This is a genomic window from Vibrio sp. 10N.222.54.E6 (assembly GCF_041473955.1).
Taxonomy (GTDB): Bacteria; Pseudomonadota; Gammaproteobacteria; order Enterobacterales; family Vibrionaceae; genus Vibrio; species Vibrio tasmaniensis_A.
In genome coordinates, this window is the sequence record NZ_JBFRTD010000013.1 from 3579 (window position 1) to 25062 (window position 21484).

Below are 21484 nucleotides of genomic sequence, written 5' to 3' on the forward strand. Positions count from 1 at the left end.
GGGAATCCATGTCATTCGTTGATATGACCCCCACTGTCAATTAAAAACGTAGAAGTTTCTCTCCTGTATTATCAGAGCCTTTCTTGTTGCTTAGGGGATAGTGTTACCGCATAGATGAAGCAAGTAATGTCGTCGGTTCTCATGCTGATATACGTGGATTGCTCATCGTTTGATGAGTAGAGCCTACCTTACTTGTTCCGTCGTGGCACCTGTCTTCAGTCTATGCTCGTGGTTCAATACAGCCGAAGCTATATTGCCGTCCTAACGCCGTCGGTGTTTGTGCCACTCCCGATGCTTTATCCAATGCGATAACACTAATTCTTTCTTCATGCCGGTAATCGAGCGATTCGAGTTTTAGGATCGACGTCGCTGATGACTACTTCACGAGCAATCGCCCAGATGTAAGCGATCATCTCTCTAGCGATGGCGACTACAACGACATTTCGGTGTTTACCTTTTTGTAGCAATCGTTGGTAACGACGACATAACCTTTGCTGGGCCAGCCAAGCGATATCGACGATCTCTTTAGGCAGGCCTTCTTGCCTTAGTTGGAGCTCTACAGAGATGTTCGCTTTGTGCTTATAGGTGTGTGCGCCTTCGACCAGCAACCGTCTGGCCCGACTGTTGCCACACTTTGTTAAGCTGCCACGACGAGTTTTACCGCCACTGGAGTTTTCTGTTGGAACGAGTCCGAGGTAAGCCATAAGCTTTCTTGGATGATCAAATCGTCGTAAGTCACCCAGTTCGGCTATTGTGCCGAGTGCTACGAGTAACCGGACTCCACGCATAGCTTGAATGGCTTTCACCACAGGATAGTATCGCCAGTTTTTGACTTGATGGAGTAGTTCATTATCGAGTCGTTGAAGCCGTTGCATTCGCTCATTGATGGTAATGATCATCTCTTGTAAAACGATTTGCTGACTATGATGAGGAAGAATGAGGTCGGTTAGCCACCGTAGATGCTTTTTAGACCAGTTATCATTCACCGTCGCTTGGATATTATTGCGAAGAAGAAAGCCTTTGAGTTGGAATTTTGCGTCTTTGAGATCTTTCATTGCGGTTTCTCTGGCACGTGAGAGGTCTCGAATGGCTTCATCTTCTACTTCCGGTACATAGATGGGTGTGAGCTCTTCGGCTTTTAACAGCTTGGCGAGCTTTGCAGCGTCTCGTTTGTCGGTTTTAACTCTATCGCCTGGCTTTTTAGGTATAAGTGATGGAGCGACGACATAGCAGCAGTGTCCAAGGCTCGTCATTAAGCGATAAGTCCAGTAACCACATGGCCCTGCTTCATAGACAAAGTGCAGAGTGGCTTTTGGATACTTGGATTCCAGTTGTTTGGCCAATTTAATCAACGCGGACTTATTCGATTTAATACGGCCAAGGTGTTGTGGATTTGCCCCACGATGTTCTTGTAATACAGTGACTTGAATAAATGACTTATGCGTATCTAAGCCAATAAAAATTATGCTATCTTTATTCATGCTAGCCTCCAAATTTAGTTGTTTGACGCACTAATTATGGCTCTGGCTTTAAGCTAACCCACGATATTGGAGGCTAGCACCTTTCGTGGGGGTCATTATGTCTAAGCGTACTTTTTTGATTAAGGGAGTTTGAGTTTGAAAGGTATTTGTTTGTGTGGCGAGGTGTCGTTTGAGCTATCTGGTGCCTTACCTCCGATTTATCAATGTCATTGTTCGCTTTGTCGCAAAGTATCTGGGTCGTCATCGAATTCAGCTTTAATTGTTAAAGCGGATAATTTCAAATGGCTTTCGAGTACAAATTCTATTGGTCGTTATGTTTCAAGTTCAGGCTTTAAATCGGAATTTTGTCAGTGTTGTGGAAGCCCTGTACCGAACCTTAGCTCAAGCAAAGATAAATATTGGGTGCCGGCAGGATTGATGTCCGAAGATTTAGAAACAACAATCAAGGCTCATGTCTATGTTAATTCGCGAGCAAACTGGGATGAGGCATTTATCTGCGATAACGTCGAAGAATTTGCCACAATGCCTTCAGAATCTGAATGGTTGAAACTATCGGATAAACCGTACGCATAACAAATGCATCAACACGATTTGCTACACTCGGCGTTGTCAGTTTGCCTTTAGTTTCAGTGATTAAGGCGTTAAAATTCAGCTAGGTCTGTATCGTAGCAAACGTGTTATGCAGGCGTTAGCTTAAAGGGACGTGAAGCTATGGATGTTATTTCAATAATCATTGTCGTTTTATGCGCAACATTTGTGTTTCCTGCCTTGTTTGGTTTGTTCGAATTGAAAACTTCAAAGCTCAAAGCAATCATCGAGGTTGAGGGTAATCAAATAACGATCCGCAAGCTGGCTGTGGAACGATTCCTTAGCTTAAAAGGCAGCACGATATGTACTACTAGCATTGTCCGTATTCAGTTTGTGAAAGACCCGATTGGAGGGACGTGCGTAACTCTGTTTAATGAATCCGATGGAGCTTTGGACTTTTGGGTTCCAGAGCACTTAATTAAAGGTGTTAAAAGTGAACTTGTGAGTGCTTGCCCGTATGCACAATTCGTTGAAATTTAAGCTAACTAATAAGGATTGAGGTGTTGCGTAGCCAACACTAAATCCCAAGTGTTGAATAAGCCCGAAGCCACTTTATTAAGTAAATTGCGTAATTTAGTTTGAAGGACACATCGCTTTGAGGTTTTTCTCAAGGCAAGCGAGGCCAAGATAAGGTTGCGATAGCAATCTTATTAACCAGTTAGCTATTTTTCGTTTCTTTCGTCGTTACACCTCCTCTATTTTGGTTGATGCCATTCTCCTTATTATCAAATGCCTTTCGACGAACCACACGAGAATAGGCATCAATAGTTGCAGGTGGTTTACCTTGCAGTTTAAGGTTAGTAAGGTGTTGTTCATAAGGAGAGTTATAGCGTTACAAGAGTATGGATGGTAGCTGTTTTACTCTGCCGCGTAGCGGCTTCGTTCAACAAACGAGTATGGCTCAGACGGGCAAGGATATTTTCGATCACATTGAATCAATATATTTTCTTCATATCTCGATAAAAATTTTCGTGCGAGCCGAGAGCTATTAGTTCGAGAGTTACAGTACCATCTTTATAGCTATAACCGAGCAATGTTAATTGCTTAACCATCTTAAATTTATGCACTCTCAAGAAAAACAGGTCACCTTTCTTCTGCTCACCAAGATGCGGATCTTCCATAAGGGCTCGAATAGCATTATCTAGATCCGTTTTTTGGTTCTTGTGTAATTTCTTGACCGCCTTCTTAAAAGTAGGTGTCTGAAGAATGTTGGTAATCTTAGTCAAAAGAGTAAGCCTCTAATTTACCTGCTTCCTTCTCAGCTTTTGCTATGACTGCTTGCTTTACGAACTCATAAGGTAGATCGGGGTTGTCTTCCATCATTTTCCCGATTTTAGCCCAGTGCTCAATTTGTTTTGGTGTAGTGCGGTTTAGTGCTTTAGCCATTATCGCTGCCTTATCAAAAAGATCTTGGTCAATACGTACACTTGCAGTAGCCATAATATGTCTCCTAATTTAGTTTGTATCTATATTGTAGTAAATCGCCACGGGTGTTGCAAATTGCGCCATGACAAGCATTTAAGCAGACTGTTACGCTTGTAATTTTCTACTTGGATTAGTTTCAGTGATTTCGGTCGTAGGTTTGAGTGTATAGGTAGTGTTGTCAGCGACTCAATTAGGCATTATGTGCTTCAGGCAGAATATCTTATGGAGGAGATAGTGAAAGATCCAGATGTCGAATTTTCCAAGTGGAAGCTAGAGAGGAAAAAAGGGAGTCTCAGATTTACTGCTCGTACATCATTTCCAGCAATCTTAGGCGTGATGGTAGGTCAAAGTATTGAGCCGTTGTTTATGTCAGAAACAGCTTGGGGCTGGATACAAACTACCGATGTATTAATGAGTGGTTTCTGGAGCTCGATTGGTGCTGTCCCCTTAAGTTATGCAATATGGTTTTGGCGTGAGAAGAAGTATAAGCATCATGTCGCTAATCTTCAGCAACGCACATAATAAATCCTTTAAGGCGGATTCTTATATGGACCTCTGGCCAAATTTTATACCTGTATTTCTTAGCATCAAGTGAAATCGAAATTAGTGGAATTAATATCAAACTAGACTTTGGAAATATTCCTACAGGCGTTTAAAGCAGCCTAATGCTGGCCCTTCCTTTCTGCTCAAGATTGGATTTCGTGTTAATAGCGCTCTGATTTACTATTGGGTAATCGTGTCGCTCACGTCTTTTAAACGCCGTAATGTTCTACCCTAAGAAGTAACACTTTGTGGAGGTCTGTATGAATATCAAAGAGTCTGATTGGAAAATCTTTTGTGAGATAAAGAGTGAAGCTGCGCAACTGTTTTGTACTCGTCAGCTAGATGAAGCCATCAAAGCGATTACTGATGAATCAGAATCTGTAGGGGAAAGGTTTCACTTTATGTGCGAGTACTCCAAAGAATCTCAAAAGCAAATGAAGCTTATTTTTGATGGCCATTCTCGAAGCCGAGCATTTATCCAACTCATGCAAATGTGTGAAGAAGGTTTGGTTGTACCAAAACAATTCGAACGCCTTTCAGAGGAACTCAAAAAAGACATTACGAACGCTCTAGAAAGAAGATCCTAAGAAAAGTCGGGTATTCAGGCCGCTTGACCCAGTAAATGTACGATAACCTTCCAAGGTAAACTGCTACAACCATCCTAATATTACTCTTCTTTATTCGCTAATTCGGTATCCGAATCCATGATTTTTGGCCAGGGAGGCTCAGTGTTATGTTTTGAAAAATGAGTGTGCGGAGCCTAGCGAAAAAGCGGTCTAGTCTTTGTGTTAGAAAAACTACTGTATAAGTCCACCTTTCGTCCACCCTTAATCCACCCAAGCAAGACTGGGATAAAGTGGGGAGAGGGAAAATTGATTATTTTCAGTGTATTGCGCGAGATTTTAGACGTTTTTGAGGGCTCAGAAACGGTGAAACCCCGATGTTGGTAGCATCGGGGTTTCGAATTTCTAGATTTCTCGACTGGTAAGATCGATTATCTTTTCTATGCAGAAGGCTGGATTAATCCAATCTTATTCCTTGGTAGGGAATTAGATACGGATGAAGTCCATGTGCTCAACTTTAGGCTTGAACGCGTGACGTTGAACGTCTTGCGGCTTAACCTTAACTTCTGCGCCGTCAATCACTAGAGTGATTGTTTCGTAGAATTCAGGCTTATCCATTTGGTTGATCACGTCAGCGTGAACAAGTTCGATAGCTACAGCTGCTGCTTCGCCACCGTAGATTACAGCTGGGAATTTACCAGCGTGACGTAGGCGGCGGCTCGCACCTTTACCTAGTTCAGTACGTACTACTGCTTCAAATTTCATAGTTTTACTCTCAAATTAGTAAAAATTAACTTCACACCTCAATGCGACCTTGAGTATGTGGTAAAGCTTAGGCATAAACGAGTTCATGCTTAAGCGAGCGCGGATACTAACATCACATTCAAATCTGAGCAAGTCAGAAGCCCATCTCAAAGTGAATTTCCTTCGATAAATGATTCGTTTGGAGATAAAACGTTCACTAGCGCTTATTTACCCCATTTTATCGTCTTTTACATTGCCTATCTTATCTATTTATAGCGTTGCTAAATCATCAAGTTAATGAACGGAAAATGAATGTTTGCCTAAGACTTGGTTAAGGCTTGGTTGGTTAATCTTAGTGTTAATCAAACAGCAGAATGAATAGGTGAAAATATGGAACCGGTAAGCATTGTCGTAATTACGCTAAATGAAGAGAAACGCATTAGCCGCTTAATGGAAGAGTTGAGTGTGCAAACCCACCAAGAGTTTGAAGTGATTGTTGTCGACTCGAATAGTGAAGACAACACCAGAGAAGTGGCGCAAGCCTATGAAAACGCGTTGCCAAAATTAACGGTTCATCATATGGAAAGTCGTGGTGTGAGCCTTGGACGAAACACAGGTGCTTCATTGGCGCAATACAACAGAATCCTTTTCTTAGATGCTGACGTGAGCTTGCCCCGAAACTTTCTTGCGAAAGCGCTTTATGAACTAGAGGAGAAGAAGCTTGAAGTGGCGGGTGTGTACATGAGCTCGAAAGGTCTGCCGCTTGTACACAAGTTCGGTTACGGCTTATTTAACGCAGGCTTGTTCACTACCCAGTTCTTTTTCCCGACGGCGATTGGCGCATGTATTTTCTCGACTAAACGCGCGCATGATGAGATCGGCGGTTTCGATGAAGAGATCGTCCTGTGTGAAGACTGTGACTACGTAAAACGTGCGAGCAAAACATGGCGATTTAGATTCCTGAATATGACCTTTGGTTTTGACCCACGTCGTTTAGATCAAGATGGCGTTGTGAAGACAGGCTCAACTTATCTTAAAGCCAATGTAAGACGCTTCTTCAAAGGCGAAATGCGTAACAACGAGATGAACTACAAGTTTGGTCACTACAAAGAACAGTAAGTATTGAGGTTGTTATGTTTGATGGACTAGGGCTGTTTCTGGGGGCATTGGGTGATGCTCTCATTGGCCCAAACCTATTTGTACCGGGAGAGCCCTTCTTTATCGCAGCGGGCTTTCAACTGTATTCAGGTGCATGGATGGCGTTGGTTTTGGTCATGCTAGGTGGTTTGCTTGGTGACCAACTCAGTTATTTCATTGGCTATAAATACGGTGCGAAAGCGCAGCGAAGGCTCATTAAGTTTCGTCCTAAAACCAAACGATTAATTGCGCGCTGCCGTTATCTAATTGCTCGCAAAGGCACATACATCATTCTTTTTGCTCGTTTATTAGGGCCTATCGCTTGGGTTGTGCCATTTATAGCGGGCTCGCATCGTGTACCGTGGCGTAATTTTAGTGTGTTGGCGTTGTTCGGCTTGGCTCTTGGTGGTGGACAGTTCATTGCTTGGGGCATGTTACTGGCGCACGGTGTTGAAAACTTCCCGTGGCTTAATAACCTTAAGATATTTATCTCTGAGCATAATAGCTTGATCGCCGGTGTGTTCACGGTATTGGTCTTCACCATTATTGGTTATCGAATGAAGTGGCGACGCTTGGTGCTCAAATCCAGTGCGCTGTTGTTGGCGTGGGTATTGTTTGCGAACTACGCACACTTTTTCTGGAAAGCGGATGATTTTAAGAATCAACCAGAGACGGCTCAAATTGACAAAGTCGACTGGAATTCGGTTACCTATAAAGCGTTCCCAGGCAAATCTTCATTCTACTCGGCACAAGCGATCAACGTACTATATGTTGGAGCAACCCCAAGAGACTTAATGAAACAATTGGGCTGGATAGAGAATCAAACTTTTTCTCGAAATGAGATTGAATGGGCTGGCTATCTCGCATTGCTTAGAGACAAAACGCCCCCAGTGTCCGATTTATATTGGAGAGACAAGCCACAAGATATGGCGTTTCAATTGCCGGGTAACTTGATGAAGCGTAGCCATATTCGCTGGTGGCGTGCTGGTGTTGATGTTCAAACTAACCAGCCTCAGTGGTTAGGTGCAATCAGCTATGATGATGGCCTTAAAGTTACCCCTTACTCCGGCATTGTGACCATACTGCATAACATTGACCCTAATGTTGATGAAGAGCGAGATAGGCTTGCTAATCAGATACGAACGTCATTACCAGATATTGATCTAGACAAGTACCCATTGGCTACGGTGGAAGTAATGAATGAAGATCATGACTATTATACCGACGGTAAGATCTTGATGATCGGAGTAGCAACTCATAATGACAATTTGCAAACTTTAGATGTCGCTGTGAATGAGATATAGATCGACTGGCTTGTGCCTTGTTTGAACCCCCTTCAAACAAGGCTTTGTGATTTCTACTGGACTCTATCTAAAGAAACTTAACCTTCTCTCATGTAACTCCTCAACTATAAATTGTTCAACTTTGACTATGCTGATTAAGGGCGAACAAGCAGCGAAAACTGAGGATAACGTTATGCAAATGAATCCGATTGGTTGGTTTGAAATATATGTTGATGACATGTCGAGAGCAAAAATTTTTTATGAATCAGTATTTAAAGTGACGCTGGACAAGTTAGACAATGAAACCGGAATCGAAGTTGAGATGTGGGTATTTCCTTGCGATATGGGGAACTATGGAGCCACTGGAGCTATATGTAAGATGTCTGGTGTAAAAGCGGGAGGCAACAGCACCATGGTTTACTTCTCTTGTGAGGATTGTGCCACAGAAGCAAGTTTGGCAGCGGCCAACGGTGGCGCGCTACAAGTACCCAAAATGGACATTGGTGAGCATGGTTTTATCAGTGTAGTGAGTGACACGGAAGGCAATATGATTGGGCTTCACTCGATGAGCTAATCATATTGAAGTGAGAAAAGCGTTGTTAAGCCAGAATAAAGTTAAGCCCTAGCGTTGTGCTAGGGCTTATCGTGTTTACTTGGTTTACTTAGCGCGTTTAGCTTACTTAACCTTTGCTTAGTTTTAGCACCAGAGAGGCTTTCAATCCGCCCATAGAGCTCTTGCTGAGCGTTAGGCTACCTCGGTAGCTGTGTGCCATTTCATTCACGATGTTAAGCCCTAAACCTGTTCCCGGTGTGGTTTCATCAAGTCGAACACCACGTTTGGTCACTTGCTCAAGCTTCTCTTCAGGAATGCCTTGGCCATCATCTTCAATCACTAATTCAATGTTGCCATCATCGAGTTCATTCGAATGGACTCGGATAATGCTGCTCGCCCATTTGTAACTGTTCTCTAGTAGGTTGCCGACCATTTCATCAAGGTCGGTTTTTTCGACCGCCACTTCAATTTCAGAGTCTAGCTCATTAATCATGGTGACTTCGTTGGCGGCATAGACTTTATCAAATGCCATTGAGATAGCTTCAACACGTTCACAAGGTGAAGACTTCACTGAAAGAATGTTCATTGCACCGGCCATGCGTGCTCGGCCAAGGTGATAATCGATTTGGCTTTGAATCTGATTAATGGGTTGTTGCAGCAGTGCCTTGTCATCCTCTGGAAGTCGCTCTATCTCATTTTTCAGAACCGACAGCGGAGTTTTCAACGCATGAGATAAGTTACCCGCGTGGTTACGCGCTCGCTCCAATAACTCTTGATAGTGGAACAGTAGGGCATTGAGGTCAGAAACCAATGGAGAAACCTCTTTCGGGTAGTTGTCGCTTAATCCTTGTTGCTCGCCGTTTCTTAACATCACCAGTTCACGTTGCATCTTACTGAGTGGCAATAGTGACCAGCTGACTTGAATACCAATCAACATCAGCACGCCCACAAACAGCAACATCAGAATCAACCAGACTTGACCTGTAAGTTCGGTCAGTGTGGATTCTAATGGGTCTTCATCAATACCTATGGTGATCGTGACAGGGTCATTCAGTTCAGGCAGATAGATATCCTGCTCGATGTAAATCAGCTTTTCTTTCTCAGGCCCTTTGACTGATGTGTGAATCGGCGAACGCTTGATGGTGAGGTCTTTATCCCATAGCGAGCGAGATCGAATAATCTGATCTTGGGTAGCGGCGCGCCAATAAATACCACTGTAGGGTTGGTTGAACCTAGGATCAGACAGACGCTCTGCCATGACTAGGTTACCACTGTCATTGGTTTCGATATTGGCGGTTAACTCATCCATGGTTAAAGCAAGCTGCTGCTTCATGTCATCGACGAGGTAGTCATTCACCAGTTTCGGAATTCCGACACCTGCCGCTAATATCATCGCACCTAGCCAAAAAGCCGCGGCAAGAAGCAAGCGGCTTTTTAGACTGACGTTTTTAAGTGTTCGTTTTTTTAGATTCATACGTTACCAGCCTGTCTTTACTCATCTTGCTATGAGAACAACAACGATCAGCACAGGCTGCCCACTAATTGGAGATTGCTCTTAGCTTAATTAAATACAGCATTATTCAGCATTCAGTTGGTAGCCAAGCCCGCGAACGGTTTTGATGATTTTAGGTGCGATTTTCTTACGAATACGACCAATGAACACTTCAACCGTGTTTGAATCGCGGTCAAAATCTTGCTTGTAGATGTGTTCAACCAACTCAGTGCGCGAGATAACTTTGTTTTGGTTATGCATGAAATAAGCGACCACTTTATATTCAAGCGCCGTGAGGCTAACTGCTTGGCCTTGCCACAATACTTTAGAGCTACGTGTGTCTAGGCTTAGATCACCAATTTGAAGTATAGGTGCAGCACTGCCTGACGCTCGGCGCAGTTGAGCACGAATGCGGGCTATCAGTTCGACCATTTCGAATGGTTTAGTTAGGTAGTCATCAGCGCCTGCATTCAAGCCCTCGACACGTTGGGTTAGCGTGTCACGCGCACTTAAGATAATCACTGGCGTGTTAATGTTTTCGTCTCGAATGCCTTTTAATACGGTTAGGCCATCCAGCTTAGGTAGACCTAAATCGAGAACGATGGCATCCCACTCTTCCGATGTTGCACGGTAGAGTGCGTCGATACCGTCTTGAGAAAGCTCTGGAACCCAGTCGGCTCCCTCAAGGGTCTCTAGAATTTGTTGGCCCAAGCGAGGTTCGTCTTCAACGACTAAAATTTTCATGTATCACTCTTTTATTGTTATTTATTATTCGTGGGAGTTTTTGATCGCTTCTTTAAAGTTGCGACCTTTAATCATCAGCATTTCTAACGTTTCAGCGTTGTATTCCACTTTAATGATATTGTTTTGGAAATTTATTTTTAGCTCATACACCCAAATATCATCGTCTTCTTCTAGTTCTACTTTAATGATTCGGCCATGAAGATCATTTTCAACCGCAGCATACATTTCTGAGAAAGGGCGAATGTAGCCCTCTTGCACCGCTTCATAGACTTCGTCTTGATCTTCTTCAAATTCGATACGGGTTCCCGCTTTATGAACATCTTGTACAAGATCATGACCGTTATGGTGATCATCTTGTGCAAAGCTTGATGTCGAGCCTATAGCTACAGCGATACAGATGAGTATAGCGCTTGGTTTTTGCATGCAGTGGCCTTAGTAAAAGAAGCAAGTAACGACAGTTTAATACAATAAAAATGAATGGAGTATGAATGTGAATACGAGAGACGCTTTATCATTTTAGCAATGTAAAGTGTTGTATCAACGTGCAATTAACCAACCTGATATTCATGTTGATTCATTTGCTCAATAGTAATGCGTTGACGTTATTACATTCCCTTACAAATTACAAATAATTAACATGGTAAACTCGCAAGTATATGGACTTATGGGGCTCTTTTGCCGCGCGATATTTGATTTAATAAGGATTTTAGAGTGCCATTTACAGTGCTAGTGATGTTGTTTTTTTCAGTGCTGATAACGTTCACTAGCCATGCTAACGAATTAGATTTCAAGCAAATCAGTGATTTCGAATATGGCATGGTAGTGAGTGATTCTTCGGTTGATGCCATCCTATATAAGGAAGAAGGGTGGAGCTCAATTGTTACTTGTATTCCTGAACCTAATCAGTCGTGTTGGCTTAAACTTGCACTACCTTCAGACAACCAATCATATGAACATCTAGTTTGGAAATCTCTTTCATCCCGGACAGGAGAGCTGTTTTTTGTTGATCAAGACGGAAAAGTTGTTGGCAATTTTTTGTTTGAGTATTATCGCTCGCTACGGCTGAACAAAAATTTTGAATACAGTTATGTTTTAGTGAAATTTCCTAGAGGTAAGACTGTAAATGCCAGTGCGTTATTTTCGAAAGAGCATCAATTAAAGCAATCACTTGTTATGAAAGATGGGGTGATTCTAGCCCTATTTCTATTGTCGAGCGCAATATCGTTAGTTTATGTTTATTTTGCTTGGCCGATAAAGCGATCTAAAACACTATTTATGACGTGCTATATAGTGCTGTTTTCTATGTTTTATATTTACAAGTTTGGGTTTTTATGGGATGGGTATGATGATAAAGGAACCTACGTTATAAATTTTTTTAGAAGCGACTATTGGTTCGTTTCTTATTCTTTATCTTTAGTTTGTGTATATTTAATGCTTGTTTTTTCAAGTTGCGATAGAATAAATACAAAGCACTTACTGATTTGTTCTTCATTTGTGTTTCTACAGTTCTTTTCAGTTTATATAAACTTTGATGTCATTGTTGGGTTTTTAATTAGCACTATCCTTGCAGCCGTTGTTATAGCATTTTGTTTGATATCAAAAGAAGTTAATAATAAAGTTCAAATAATAATTAGCTATCTTTCGTGTTTTATTATGTCTGTGGTGGTTCTTGAATCATCAATGACTATTTCATTCATACCTGAGTATTATTATTTAATACAGGCGCTATTCTACTTGTCTCATGCTTCTTTTGTATTAGCGTGTGTTTATGATCTTGGGGAATTAAGAGTTATTAATTTGGGCGATTATAAGAAATTGTTGTCTAATTCTGATAAAGATTTCATGACAGGATTGTATAATCGAAAATCTATAGAATATAAAAAGGTCATTGAGTGTTCTCGTTGTTATTATTACATTGATGCAAATCAGTTGAAGTTTCTCAATGATAGTCAAGGTCACCATGTAGGTGATCGAATGATAATAAATTTAGCTATGCGCTTCAAAAAAATAGCCGCACAAGGCATAGGGAAGGCGTATAGAGTCGGTGGCGATGAATTTGTATTAATTTGCCAAACGTCGGTTTCCAAGGAGTTACTTGAATATTTGTTGGAACAGAACCTCACCCAAGAAACAGAAAACGCTCTAAGCTTTAGTTTTGGCCGTTATCGAAGTGGTCCTAATGAATCTGTCGAAGATTGTATTTACAAAGCTGAATACTGTTGCCGTAAAGCAAAGTCCAACAATGAACCTTACCAAGATTGGCAGCAACAAGACGGGGTCATGCTCTATAGCTTACCGAACCTTAGAGTAGAAGCAGTTGAATTACTTAACTCGGATAGGTTGCTTTGCTTTGCTCAAAAAATTCATTCTTTAAAGGGTGTTGCTTCGAGCTATGAGCTACTGTGTCGTTTAAAAATGGAGGACGAAGAGGGACGTGAAAAAATCGTTTCTGCTGGTGAATTGCTCGATGTTGTAGCCTCTCATGGGCTTGAGAAGGAGCTCGATTCTCGTATGCTTACTTACGCAATTGGCTTACTTGAGCACTATTCAACTATTCAATTGTCATTAAATTTCTCAGTTAAAACCATTTTCGATATGAGTGTTATCGATCGTTTATGTCATCTACCCCCTTATATCCGTTCCCGTTTATGTGTTGAAGTGACTGAGCTTGTTTTTTATCGTGCAGATGAGAAGTTTCGAAAAATAGTAGAACGACTACAACACCACCAGATCATAGTTGCCTTAGATGATTTTGGTTCAGGTTATTCATCGTATTCAATTTTATCTGAAGGTTGTTTTGATACGATCAAGCTTGATGGTTCGCTCGTTGAAAATATTAACGGTTCTGATTTTAAGAAAAAAATGGTGCACTCATTAGTTGAGTTGGCAGAAATGAGCCAAACTAAAGTGGTTGCGGAACGTGTTGAAACAATTGAAGAATTAAGAATGTTAGAAGCGTTAGGCATTGACTTCATTCAAGGCTTTTATATTCATAAGCCAACTTTAGCCATTGAGATTTTTGATAATATGGCTAAAGAGGCGCGGGAATCAGAAAAAGCTGAGCGCAATCTAATTTGTGGTTTAACAAGTTAACTCATGTGTGGTCATTAGAATGTGAATAAAAGGAGTATCGATACTCCTTTTATTAATTCTGTTGATTATTGAGAGTCTATTGCTTGAGTTCATCTTCGAATATTTTGTCTCTCATTTTCCAAAAGCGCCCGACTTTACGTGCAATGACGAATTGAGGTGGGCGGAATCGATGTTGGTGAGCGACCACCTTCGTCGGTGAAGCTTCCTCAAACGGTCTGTGTCTGTCTGCAAGGTGAGGGCGAACAAACTGATCCTTAAAGTTCTGTTTCTGTTTCTTGGTGGTTAATGACCAAAACTCATGCACTTGTGCTTGGTTTTCTCCACGGTAAGTGACCTTAAGCTGCGACTTGCCTTTTTCGTCCTTGAGAACGTTAAGGTCCATTTCTAAACACTCAAACACCAACGCATCTTTGAGGTTTAACGCTTCCTTAAGCTTTTTATCTGGGTCGACCAAGGTGGCATCACACTCATGACAAATGCGCGCGGCAATGTCGTTGTCAGCGCCGCATTCACCACAATACTTAGCACGAAAACGATAGTTACAGTGCTCGCGTTCGCCCGTGTCTTCATCGGTAAAGTAGCCTTGGCATTTACGGCCAAAGTGTTCGAGTAAGAAGCCGTTGCTGTCTAGCTTGCCCCAGAAGTTATTATTGAAGCCGCAAGCAGGGCAGGGAATAGTGATGATTTCACTATCTGAGTCAGGCTTTGGGTCTCCGACCTCTGGTTGGTAAAGGTCGTAACTGTTGCCCGCATAGTCGAGCACTAAACACTCTTTTTTACCCGGAGATAGGCGTAAGCCACGGCCAACGATTTGTTGGTACAAGCTAATAGATTCTGTTGGGCGCAAAATCGCGATTAAATCCACATGGGGCGCATCAAAACCAGTGGTTAATACCGACACGTTAACCAAGAATTTGATTTTACGTTCCTTGAAATCACTGATGATTTGGTCACGTTCGAGTGTCGGTGTGTCGCCGATTACAATTGAAGCTTCACCTTCTGGCAGTAAACCAAGGATCTCTTGTGCGTGTCTAACGGTCGCAGCAAATACCATGATGCCAAGCTTGTCTTTGGCCAGTTCAATGATTTGATCGACAATTTGTGGGGTAGCACGCTTCGATTGCTCAATCACCATATCGAGTTCTGATTCTTTATAGCGCCCCGTACTTGCCGGCCTTAGTTGCGAAAAGTCATAGCTCAAAACGGGCGCATCGATCATGCGTGCTGGTGTTAGAAAGCCTTCGTCCAACAAGTAACGAATCGGCAGTTCGAAAATACAGTCTCTGAAAAATCTCGGCTCTTCAGAACGCACTTGGCCACGTGTGTGATATTGGTAAAGCCACCCCATACCAAGACGATAAGGCGTCGCGGTCAATCCAAGCACCTTTATGCCTGAATTATTTTCACGTAAGTGAGTGATCACTTTTTGATAGCTGCTGGTCTTTTCATCTGGTACGCGGTGGCATTCGTCGATAACCAATAATGAGAACTGATTGGAGAATGAGTCAAGGTTTCGAACTACGGATTGAACTGAAGCAAACACCACTTGTTGGTCTGTCTCTTTACGCCCTAAACCAGCAGAGAAAATTGAACCTTTTAGCCCATAACCTTCATACTTTTCATGGTTTTGCTCAACGAGCTCTTTTACGTGCGCAAGCACTAGAACACGACCTTTAGCGAGCCTTGCTAACTCTGCAATCACAAGGCTTTTTCCTGCGCCTGTAGGCAATACAAGAACAGCCGGTGTTTGGTGTTTTCTGAAGTAATGAATCACTGATTTTACTGAGTCAGCTTGGTACGGGCGGAGTGTATACATATCGTGTCTTGTAAAATGAAAAACAAATAGTGTGAAATAGCTCAACTAATTGAGCAAAGGTGACTATAATACCCGACTTAGATTAGTTGAGGTATTCATGCGTTTAGATAAATTTCTGTGCGATGCGTTAGGCGTCACTCGAAGAGAAGCAACACACTTATTAAAATCAAAAGCAGTGACAGTAAATGATGTCATTCAAAAAAGCGGCTCGCTTAAGGTAACTGAAGAGTGCGTTGTGGAATGGCAAGGCAATGAACTGAATGTTCACGGCCCGCGTTACATCATGCTTTACAAGCCAGAAGGCTTTGTTTGTTCGCATGAAGATGGTTCAAATCGCACTGCGTTTGAATTACTCGATGAAATCAAAATGGACAAGCTGCACTTTGCAGGTCGTTTAGATGTTGATACAACGGGTCTTGTCTTAATGACAGACGACGGTAAGTGGTCTCACCGTATCACATCGCCAAAGCACAAGTGCGAGAAGATGTACCGAGTGTGGTTGGTTGAACCTGTTGAAGACGATTACGTTGAAAAGTTCAAAGAGGGCATCCAGCTTAAGAGCGAAGACGGCCTAACACTTCCAGCACACCTTGAAGTACGTGCAGAGCGTGAAGTGTTGCTAACGATTCACGAAGGCAAATACCACCAAGTAAAACGCATGTTTGCAGCACTTGGTAACAAGGTAGAAGCACTGCACCGTGAACGTATTGGTGAAATCGAGATGGACGAGTCTTTAGAGTTGGGTGAATACCGTTACCTAACACAAGAAGAAGTAGACTCTATCTGGAAGTAATCTTTTCTACCGTAGATGTGGCCGACCAAGGATAGCGTCGGCTGATTATTTTGACTGGTACTAGGACAGTTTCAGCCATTATTACTATATGTTCATGTATGTGTGCGCATATTCGTGTATCACTGTGCGTATTCGTGTATTGCTACGTGTATATTCGTATATTGCTGCGTGCATGCTCGTGTTCACATAGAACTTAGTACTTAGTCGGAGAGTTATGCAAACGTCTACCTCACAGACCCCAAGCTCACAACCACAAACGCCTCAGTTAGGTTGGATGCTATTTTTGGTTTTGGGCGCTATTGGTGCTTTAACACCACTCGCCATCGATATGTACCTACCTGCAATGCCAACGATCGCCAAAGATCTTGGTGTGACAGCAGGGGAAGTGCAAATCACACTTACCGCGTACACCGCAGGTTTCGCTTTAGGTCAGTTGTTACATGGTCCGTTAGCCGACAGTTATGGTCGCAAGCCAGTTCTACTGATTGGTGTGCTCTTCTTTGCGATAGCGTCTGTCGTGAGTGCAACCACTCATGGCATTGAAGCGTTAACGTTAGTTCGTACCGCTCAAGGTTTTGCAGGTGCGGCGGCGGCGGTCATTATCCAAGCGGTTGTGCGTGATATGTTCGACCGTGAAGATTTTGCAAGAACCATGTCGTTCGTTACCTTAGTGATGACGGTTGCGCCATTAATTGCCCCTATGATTGGTGGTTATTTGGCATTGTGGTTCGGCTGGCGTTCAATCTTTTGGGTGTTGGCTATTTTTGCGGTTATCGTGATTCTTGCGGTTATCATTAAGATCCCTGAAACACTGCCTGTTGAAAATCGTCAGCCATTGCGCTTTAAAACGACGATTCGCAATTACGCTCGTTTATGTAAAAACTCGACCGCTATGGGCCTAATTTTCTCGGGTGCGTTCTCGTTCTCTGGGATGTTTGCATTCTTAACCGCAGGCTCTTTTGTCTACATTGATGTCTATGGAGTACGTCCTGACCTGTTTGGTTACCTGTTTGGTCTGAACATCGTTGCGATGATTCTGATGACGACAATTAATGGTCGAATTGTTAAGAAGGTTGGCTCTCATACCATGCTGAGAGCCGCGCTGGTCATTCAATTATTAGCTGGCGTCGGTTTACTGGTTGGTTGGTTATTGGATCTCGGGCTTTGGGGTATTGTGCCGTTTGTGATGCTATTTATTGGCACCATTTCTACTATCGGCAGTAACTCTATGGGTCTATTGCTCAGTGGTTATCCAAACATGGCCGGTACGGCTTCATCGCTTGCGGGAACATTAAGATTTGGTACTGGTTCTGTCGTTGGAGCTATCGTTGCGATGCTGCCAAGTGACAGTGCTGGGTCTATGGCTATGGTAATGGCTGCGTGTGCAGTAATGTCAGCGTTACTATATTGGACATTAGGAAAGAAGGCATAATGTCAAAATACTATATTGAAATTCAGAAGTTAGTGAATGATGCATTAGGCGAGCTTTACGCTCTGCACAAAGCAGGCAAAGCGATTGATGCGCCTATTGCGAACAACCTTTATTTAGTTCGTTGGGTAACGAAGGCGATTAAGGCTCAGTCTTATGATCGTGTGATTGTGCCTGACTTGGTTCGCTGGCAGAAACAGGGCCGTTCAAAGGGCAATAACTCTGATTTAACTTTTACCTTTAAACGTATTTCTGCGTTTTACGGACGTTTTTTCCCTGAAGGCGAAGAGCCTAAAGCGCTAAAAGACAGTGATGTTGAAGCGTTCATGGACAAAATGTACGAGATGGGTTGGAGTGTATCAAGTGAAGACGAGCTAACGACTGGCGGCAAAATTCAGTTCTTCACTGATGGTGAGCACTCTTTTGCACTTTGTGGCAAACAGTGTGACGACTCGTTCGACGGTGAGCTAATGGTAAAACCAATGAACTGGTTTGTTCGTGGTAACCACGCTGAGTTTATTCAAGCAGCGATGGAAGCAGGTTTCATGCTTCACAAAGTCACTGACTACAAGTCAGCGGTGAAGTATCACGGTGAATACATCGTGTATCCAGCTAACCAAGGCAACCAACTTGCAGAGATCCCAATTAGCGTTATTGGCTAGTAGCGGATTCGGGATGCGAGATGAGAGATACGAAGAGCGGAACTATCCGCTCTTTTTTTGCCTCTCATAGCGCGTGTCGCAAATTTGCTGTTAAGTCTTTTCGCATCTCGACAGACGAATCTGCTTTTAATCTCTTCGCATCCCGTATCCGCTTTTAATCGTTTCGCATCTCGTTACTCGAATCCCGGATCCGCTTTTAATCTTTTCTCATCTCGACACTCGAATCTCGCATCTGCTCTTTAGCCTGCTTCTCAATCGCCTTCACCATGCCTTTAAAGATAAACAGGTGAGCTGGCATCATCGCGAACCAATACAGTAAGCCTAAAAAGCCTTTTGGATGCCACCAAGCTGAAATGTTCAGTTCACGAGAATCACCGTGGTCAGATACGGTAATTTCGAGTCTCCCCAAACCGGGGCCTTTCATACCGAAAAGCAGAGATAGAAACTGATTCTCTTCACAGCGAATAACCTTCCAAGAGTCAATTTTGTCACCGACTTTTAGGTTAGGGCCTTCTGGCATTTGTCGAACAGGTACACCACCGCCAAAGATAAGATCTAACCATTCGCGTGTGCGCCATAAAGCGTTAGCGAAGAAGTAACCCTGTTTTGGGCTTCCTATCTGCTGTGCAACATGCCAGAGGGAATCTAAGGATGCGCTTGAGGTGATACTTGCCCCTGTTTTCTTCGGGTAATAGCCATACCCAGCTTGCCAGCGCGTGAAGGCGGTTTTGTCAAAGCCCCAAACATTACTTTTTACGAAGTTTCCTTCAGCGTGAATTGCTTGCTCAACCATGTTTTCGAATGAGATAAGTTTCTGAGGGTACTTTTCTCTAATGATGGTCGAACTGGCAATAAAGTCATGCTTTAAGCCCGCGAGAAGCGCTCTGCCTATGTTGGACGGAACAGAAGTCACCACGCCCAACCAATAAGACGCCATTGAAGGTGTGAGAAGTGATGTCGCCCACAGCCTGAGTGGACGATCGGCTGTTTTGGCAATGTGAGCAAATTGATTTCGATAAGAGACAATATCCGGCCCGCCAACCTCGAAGGTTTGGCTTTCGCTAGGCGTGTCTTGTGCGAGTTTTAGTAGATAGTGGTTCAGGTTCTGCAAGGCAATAGGGTTGGCTTTAGAGTCGACCCATTTGGGCGCAATCATGATAGGTAAGTTGTACACGAAGTCTCGCATGATCTCGAACGCCGCAGAGCCAGGGCCAATGATGACGCCTGCTTGAAGTTCGGTCACCGGTACTGGTCCTTTACGAAGCAGTTGTCCGGTTTGTTTTCTCGCTTGAAGATGCTCTGAATCACCAGTTTGGGGCTGAAGCGAACTGAGGTAGATGACGTGTTGGTTTTTTGGCCCAAGAGCCGAAACAAAGTTACGAGCCAAGTTGAGTTCGTAATCAATGAAATCATGGCCTTCAGCCATTCCATGTACAAGAAAGAAAATAAGGTCAAAGTCAGGGACGAGCGCTTGTGTCGCAGCTTGATCTGCGAGATCAAGGTATTCAAGTGACAAGTTGTCGTGAGGCTCTGTTCGTGCTTTTAAATAGTCGATATGCCTTGCTGCAGCTGTGACTTGATAGCCTTGCTCAAGCAGGATAGGGAGGAGCTGCGAACCAACATATCCAGAAGCGCCTAAAACCAGTACTTTCTTCATTGTTACTCCATTTATCTCTGTGGTTAAAAACCGAACATTGATATAATAGCGCGATATTTATCTTTATTCATCAATACGTTCCGTTTAGGTATTTCTATGTTGCTCTCTTCAATTATTCATCACACTCGAGGTGATTTTGTTCGTAGGCTTATTGCGATTGCTTTGCCTATTACTTTGCAGAGCATTATGTTTTCAAGCCGAGGCTTAGTGGATGTGTTGATGTTAGGCCAATTGGGTGAAGCGGATATTGCGGCGGTGGGTGTGGCGAGTCGAGCCATGTTTGTCACGACCATTATGCTGGTGGGTGTCACCACGGGTGGTGCGTTATTGACTGCGCAATATTGGGGAGCAGGTAACAAGCAAGGCGTCAGAGAAAGTACGGCGTTGACTTGGCTGGTTTCAACACTGTTTGCATTACTAACTATTGTTTTCTTCGTTTCATTTCCCGCACAAATCATGGGCGTGACGACTGACTCCCAAGAAGTGATCAACCTTGGTGTTGAATACATTGTTATCACCTCGTTTAGCATGCTAGCTGTATCGTGCGTTAGCAGTATGGCTGTAGGTTTGAGAGCGATGCACAAACCCGGGCTAAGCACCTTCTTCAGCGGTATCGGTATCCTGTCTAACGTGTTCTTAAACTGGGTGCTGATCTTCGGTAACTTAGGCTTTCCTGCGCTTGGAATCAAAGGTGCGGCGATTGCGACGGTATTGAGCGGTGCCATTGAAGTGGCGACCTTATATGGTTATCTTTATTGTTCAAAGCATCTCTTGGCTTTCAAGTTATGCGATATAAAAGCAGCAGCTTCGATTGAAAAAGTGGTTCGCTTCTTAAAGTTATCGCTGCCGACGACGTTTAACTTTTTGGCGTGGGCGGGTGGCTTATTTGCTTACCACGCGATCATGGGGCAATCGGGCGTTCAAGGACTGGCAGCACTGTCAGTGATGACGCCGGTTGAATCTATCTCATTGAGTTTACTGATTGGCCTTTCGAATGCGGCAGCGGTTCTGGTGGGTAATCAACTTGGCGCAAAGAATAATGAAGCGGTTTATTACCAAGCGTTAGGCTTAACGATTTTGTGTTTCTTGACCAGTATCGTGGTCGCGATTTTTCTTTACTTCGTACAAACGCCAATACTGAATGCTTTTAGTGCACTGACGGAAGAAACCAGAGCCCTCTCAGAAAAGTTCATTCTAATTTTAAGCGTGGGTATTGTTATCCGATCGGTACCGCTGACTGTCATTGTTGGTGTGTTGAGAGCGGGCGGTGATGTGAAGTTCTGCCTTTATCAAGACCTGATTGCCCAATGGGTGATCGGTATTCCGCTCGCCGCGATTGCTGCTATCTATCTGAAGTTTCCACCTGAGTGGATATATCTGCTTTTCCTCACTGAAGAAGTGCTTAAGTGGGGTGGGTCGCTCTACCGCATGAAAACAAGAAAATGGATTAAAAACTTGATAGGAAATTGAAGTAGAGCGCA

General features: G+C 43.2%; 21 protein-coding genes and 1 pseudogene. 12 read left to right on the plus strand and 10 right to left on the minus strand.

Features of this window, described 5'->3' with window-relative positions; translation table 11 throughout:
* Positions 1 to 326: 326 nt before the first annotated feature.
* Positions 327 to 1481, minus strand: coding sequence for an IS110-like element ISVisp2 family transposase (locus AB4513_RS07820; RefSeq protein WP_372192922.1), 1155 nt, complete (start codon positions 1479 to 1481; stop codon positions 327 to 329).
* A gap of 162 nt (positions 1482 to 1643) precedes the next feature.
* Here AB4513_RS07820 and AB4513_RS07825 point away from each other — a divergent pair, with 162 nt between their 5' ends.
* On the plus strand, positions 1644 to 2054 hold the full coding sequence (locus AB4513_RS07825; RefSeq protein ID WP_240798316.1) for a GFA family protein: 411 nt from the start codon (positions 1644 to 1646) through the stop codon (positions 2052 to 2054).
* A 138-nt stretch (positions 2055 to 2192) separates the two neighbouring features.
* Entirely contained in the window at positions 2193 to 2549 is a 357-nt protein-coding gene (locus AB4513_RS07830) for a hypothetical protein (RefSeq protein ID WP_012604261.1), read from the plus strand.
* A gap of 256 nt (positions 2550 to 2805) precedes the next feature.
* On the opposite strand, the pseudogene AB4513_RS07835 reads toward AB4513_RS07830, so the two are convergent.
* From AB4513_RS07835 to AB4513_RS07845, 3 genes and pseudogenes are all read right to left on the minus strand, one after another.
* Positions 2806 to 2901 (minus strand): annotated as a pseudogene (locus AB4513_RS07835) (integrase); the annotation flags it as partial.
* A gap of 103 nt (positions 2902 to 3004) precedes the next feature.
* Positions 3005 to 3295: a type II toxin-antitoxin system RelE/ParE family toxin gene (locus tag AB4513_RS07840; protein ID WP_102258621.1), complete on the minus strand. Its 291-nt coding sequence runs from the start codon at positions 3293 to 3295 to the stop codon at positions 3005 to 3007.
* Positions 3288 to 3509, minus strand: coding sequence for a TA system antitoxin ParD family protein (locus AB4513_RS07845; protein ID WP_009847096.1), 222 nt, complete (start codon positions 3507 to 3509; stop codon positions 3288 to 3290). The genes AB4513_RS07840 and AB4513_RS07845 overlap by 8 nt, the downstream gene beginning before the upstream one ends.
* A 186-nt stretch (positions 3510 to 3695) precedes the next feature.
* Between AB4513_RS07845 and AB4513_RS07850 the strand changes: the two genes are divergently transcribed.
* A complete protein-coding gene (locus AB4513_RS07850) occupies positions 3696 to 4016 on the plus strand; it encodes a hypothetical protein (protein WP_102258620.1) in 321 nt (106 codons plus the stop codon).
* Between the two features lie 281 nt (positions 4017 to 4297).
* Positions 4298 to 4624 (plus strand): hypothetical protein, encoded by a 327-nt coding sequence (locus tag AB4513_RS07855; protein ID WP_102258619.1) that lies wholly within the window; start codon positions 4298 to 4300, stop codon positions 4622 to 4624.
* A gap of 462 nt (positions 4625 to 5086) precedes the next feature.
* Here AB4513_RS07855 and rplY read toward each other — a convergent pair whose 3' ends face one another.
* The gene (rplY, locus tag AB4513_RS07860; RefSeq protein WP_009847093.1) at positions 5087 to 5365 is read right to left on the minus strand and encodes a 50S ribosomal protein L25; all 279 of its coding nucleotides are present in this window, start codon (positions 5363 to 5365) and stop codon (positions 5087 to 5089) included.
* A gap of 369 nt (positions 5366 to 5734) precedes the next feature.
* Between rplY and AB4513_RS07865 the strand changes: the two genes are divergently transcribed.
* The 3 genes from AB4513_RS07865 to AB4513_RS07875 all read left to right on the plus strand — a co-directional run bounded on the left by AB4513_RS07865 (position 5735) and on the right by AB4513_RS07875 (position 8338).
* Positions 5735 to 6463, plus strand: coding sequence for a glycosyltransferase (locus tag AB4513_RS07865; protein ID WP_102258618.1), 729 nt, complete (start codon positions 5735 to 5737; stop codon positions 6461 to 6463).
* Positions 6464 to 6477: 14 nt separating this feature from the next.
* Positions 6478 to 7785, plus strand: coding sequence for an LssY C-terminal domain-containing protein (locus AB4513_RS07870; RefSeq protein WP_102258617.1), 1308 nt, complete (start codon positions 6478 to 6480; stop codon positions 7783 to 7785).
* A gap of 172 nt (positions 7786 to 7957) precedes the next feature.
* A complete protein-coding gene (locus AB4513_RS07875) occupies positions 7958 to 8338 on the plus strand; it encodes a VOC family protein (protein WP_029222854.1) in 381 nt (126 codons plus the stop codon).
* A gap of 106 nt (positions 8339 to 8444) precedes the next feature.
* On the opposite strand, the gene AB4513_RS07880 is transcribed toward AB4513_RS07875, so the two are convergent.
* The 3 genes from AB4513_RS07880 to AB4513_RS07890 all read right to left on the minus strand — a co-directional run bounded on the left by AB4513_RS07880 (position 8445) and on the right by AB4513_RS07890 (position 10976).
* Positions 8445 to 9791 carry an ATP-binding protein gene (locus AB4513_RS07880; RefSeq protein WP_102258616.1) on the minus strand — a complete coding sequence of 449 codons (1347 nt, stop codon included), beginning with the start codon at positions 9789 to 9791 and terminating at the stop codon, positions 8445 to 8447.
* Positions 9792 to 9893: 102 nt separating this feature from the next.
* Positions 9894 to 10553: a response regulator transcription factor gene (locus AB4513_RS07885; RefSeq protein WP_004734666.1), complete on the minus strand. Its 660-nt coding sequence runs from the start codon at positions 10551 to 10553 to the stop codon at positions 9894 to 9896.
* Positions 10554 to 10577: 24 nt separating this feature from the next.
* Positions 10578 to 10976: a PepSY domain-containing protein gene (locus tag AB4513_RS07890; RefSeq protein WP_009847088.1), complete on the minus strand. Its 399-nt coding sequence runs from the start codon at positions 10974 to 10976 to the stop codon at positions 10578 to 10580.
* A 288-nt stretch (positions 10977 to 11264) separates the two neighbouring features.
* Here AB4513_RS07890 and AB4513_RS07895 point away from each other — a divergent pair, with 288 nt between their 5' ends.
* Positions 11265 to 13646 (plus strand): GGDEF domain-containing phosphodiesterase, encoded by a 2382-nt coding sequence (locus AB4513_RS07895; RefSeq protein ID WP_102258615.1) that lies wholly within the window; start codon positions 11265 to 11267, stop codon positions 13644 to 13646.
* Positions 13647 to 13722: 76 nt separating this feature from the next.
* On the opposite strand, the gene AB4513_RS07900 is transcribed toward AB4513_RS07895, so the two are convergent.
* The gene (locus AB4513_RS07900; RefSeq protein ID WP_102258614.1) at positions 13723 to 15462 is read right to left on the minus strand and encodes a DEAD/DEAH box helicase; all 1740 of its coding nucleotides are present in this window, start codon (positions 15460 to 15462) and stop codon (positions 13723 to 13725) included.
* A gap of 97 nt (positions 15463 to 15559) precedes the next feature.
* Here AB4513_RS07900 and rsuA point away from each other — a divergent pair, with 97 nt between their 5' ends.
* The 3 genes from rsuA (at position 15560) to AB4513_RS07915 (ending at position 18346) form a co-directional block, all read left to right on the plus strand.
* Positions 15560 to 16255: a 16S rRNA pseudouridine(516) synthase RsuA gene (rsuA, locus tag AB4513_RS07905; protein ID WP_009847085.1), complete on the plus strand. Its 696-nt coding sequence runs from the start codon at positions 15560 to 15562 to the stop codon at positions 16253 to 16255.
* A gap of 214 nt (positions 16256 to 16469) precedes the next feature.
* The gene (locus tag AB4513_RS07910; protein ID WP_017101184.1) at positions 16470 to 17687 is read left to right on the plus strand and encodes a Bcr/CflA family multidrug efflux MFS transporter; all 1218 of its coding nucleotides are present in this window, start codon (positions 16470 to 16472) and stop codon (positions 17685 to 17687) included.
* Positions 17687 to 18346, plus strand: coding sequence for a DUF2913 family protein (locus AB4513_RS07915; RefSeq protein ID WP_009847083.1), 660 nt, complete (start codon positions 17687 to 17689; stop codon positions 18344 to 18346). The genes AB4513_RS07910 and AB4513_RS07915 overlap by 1 nt, the downstream gene beginning before the upstream one ends.
* Before the next feature lie 196 nt (positions 18347 to 18542).
* Here AB4513_RS07915 and AB4513_RS07920 read toward each other — a convergent pair whose 3' ends face one another.
* Entirely contained in the window at positions 18543 to 20003 is a 1461-nt protein-coding gene (locus AB4513_RS07920; RefSeq protein WP_102258613.1) for a DUF2867 domain-containing protein, read from the minus strand.
* Between the two features lie 96 nt (positions 20004 to 20099).
* Here AB4513_RS07920 and AB4513_RS07925 point away from each other — a divergent pair, with 96 nt between their 5' ends.
* Positions 20100 to 21473 carry an MATE family efflux transporter gene (locus tag AB4513_RS07925; RefSeq protein WP_102258612.1) on the plus strand — a complete coding sequence of 458 codons (1374 nt, stop codon included), beginning with the start codon at positions 20100 to 20102 and terminating at the stop codon, positions 21471 to 21473.
* Positions 21474 to 21484: the final 11 nt, after the last annotated feature.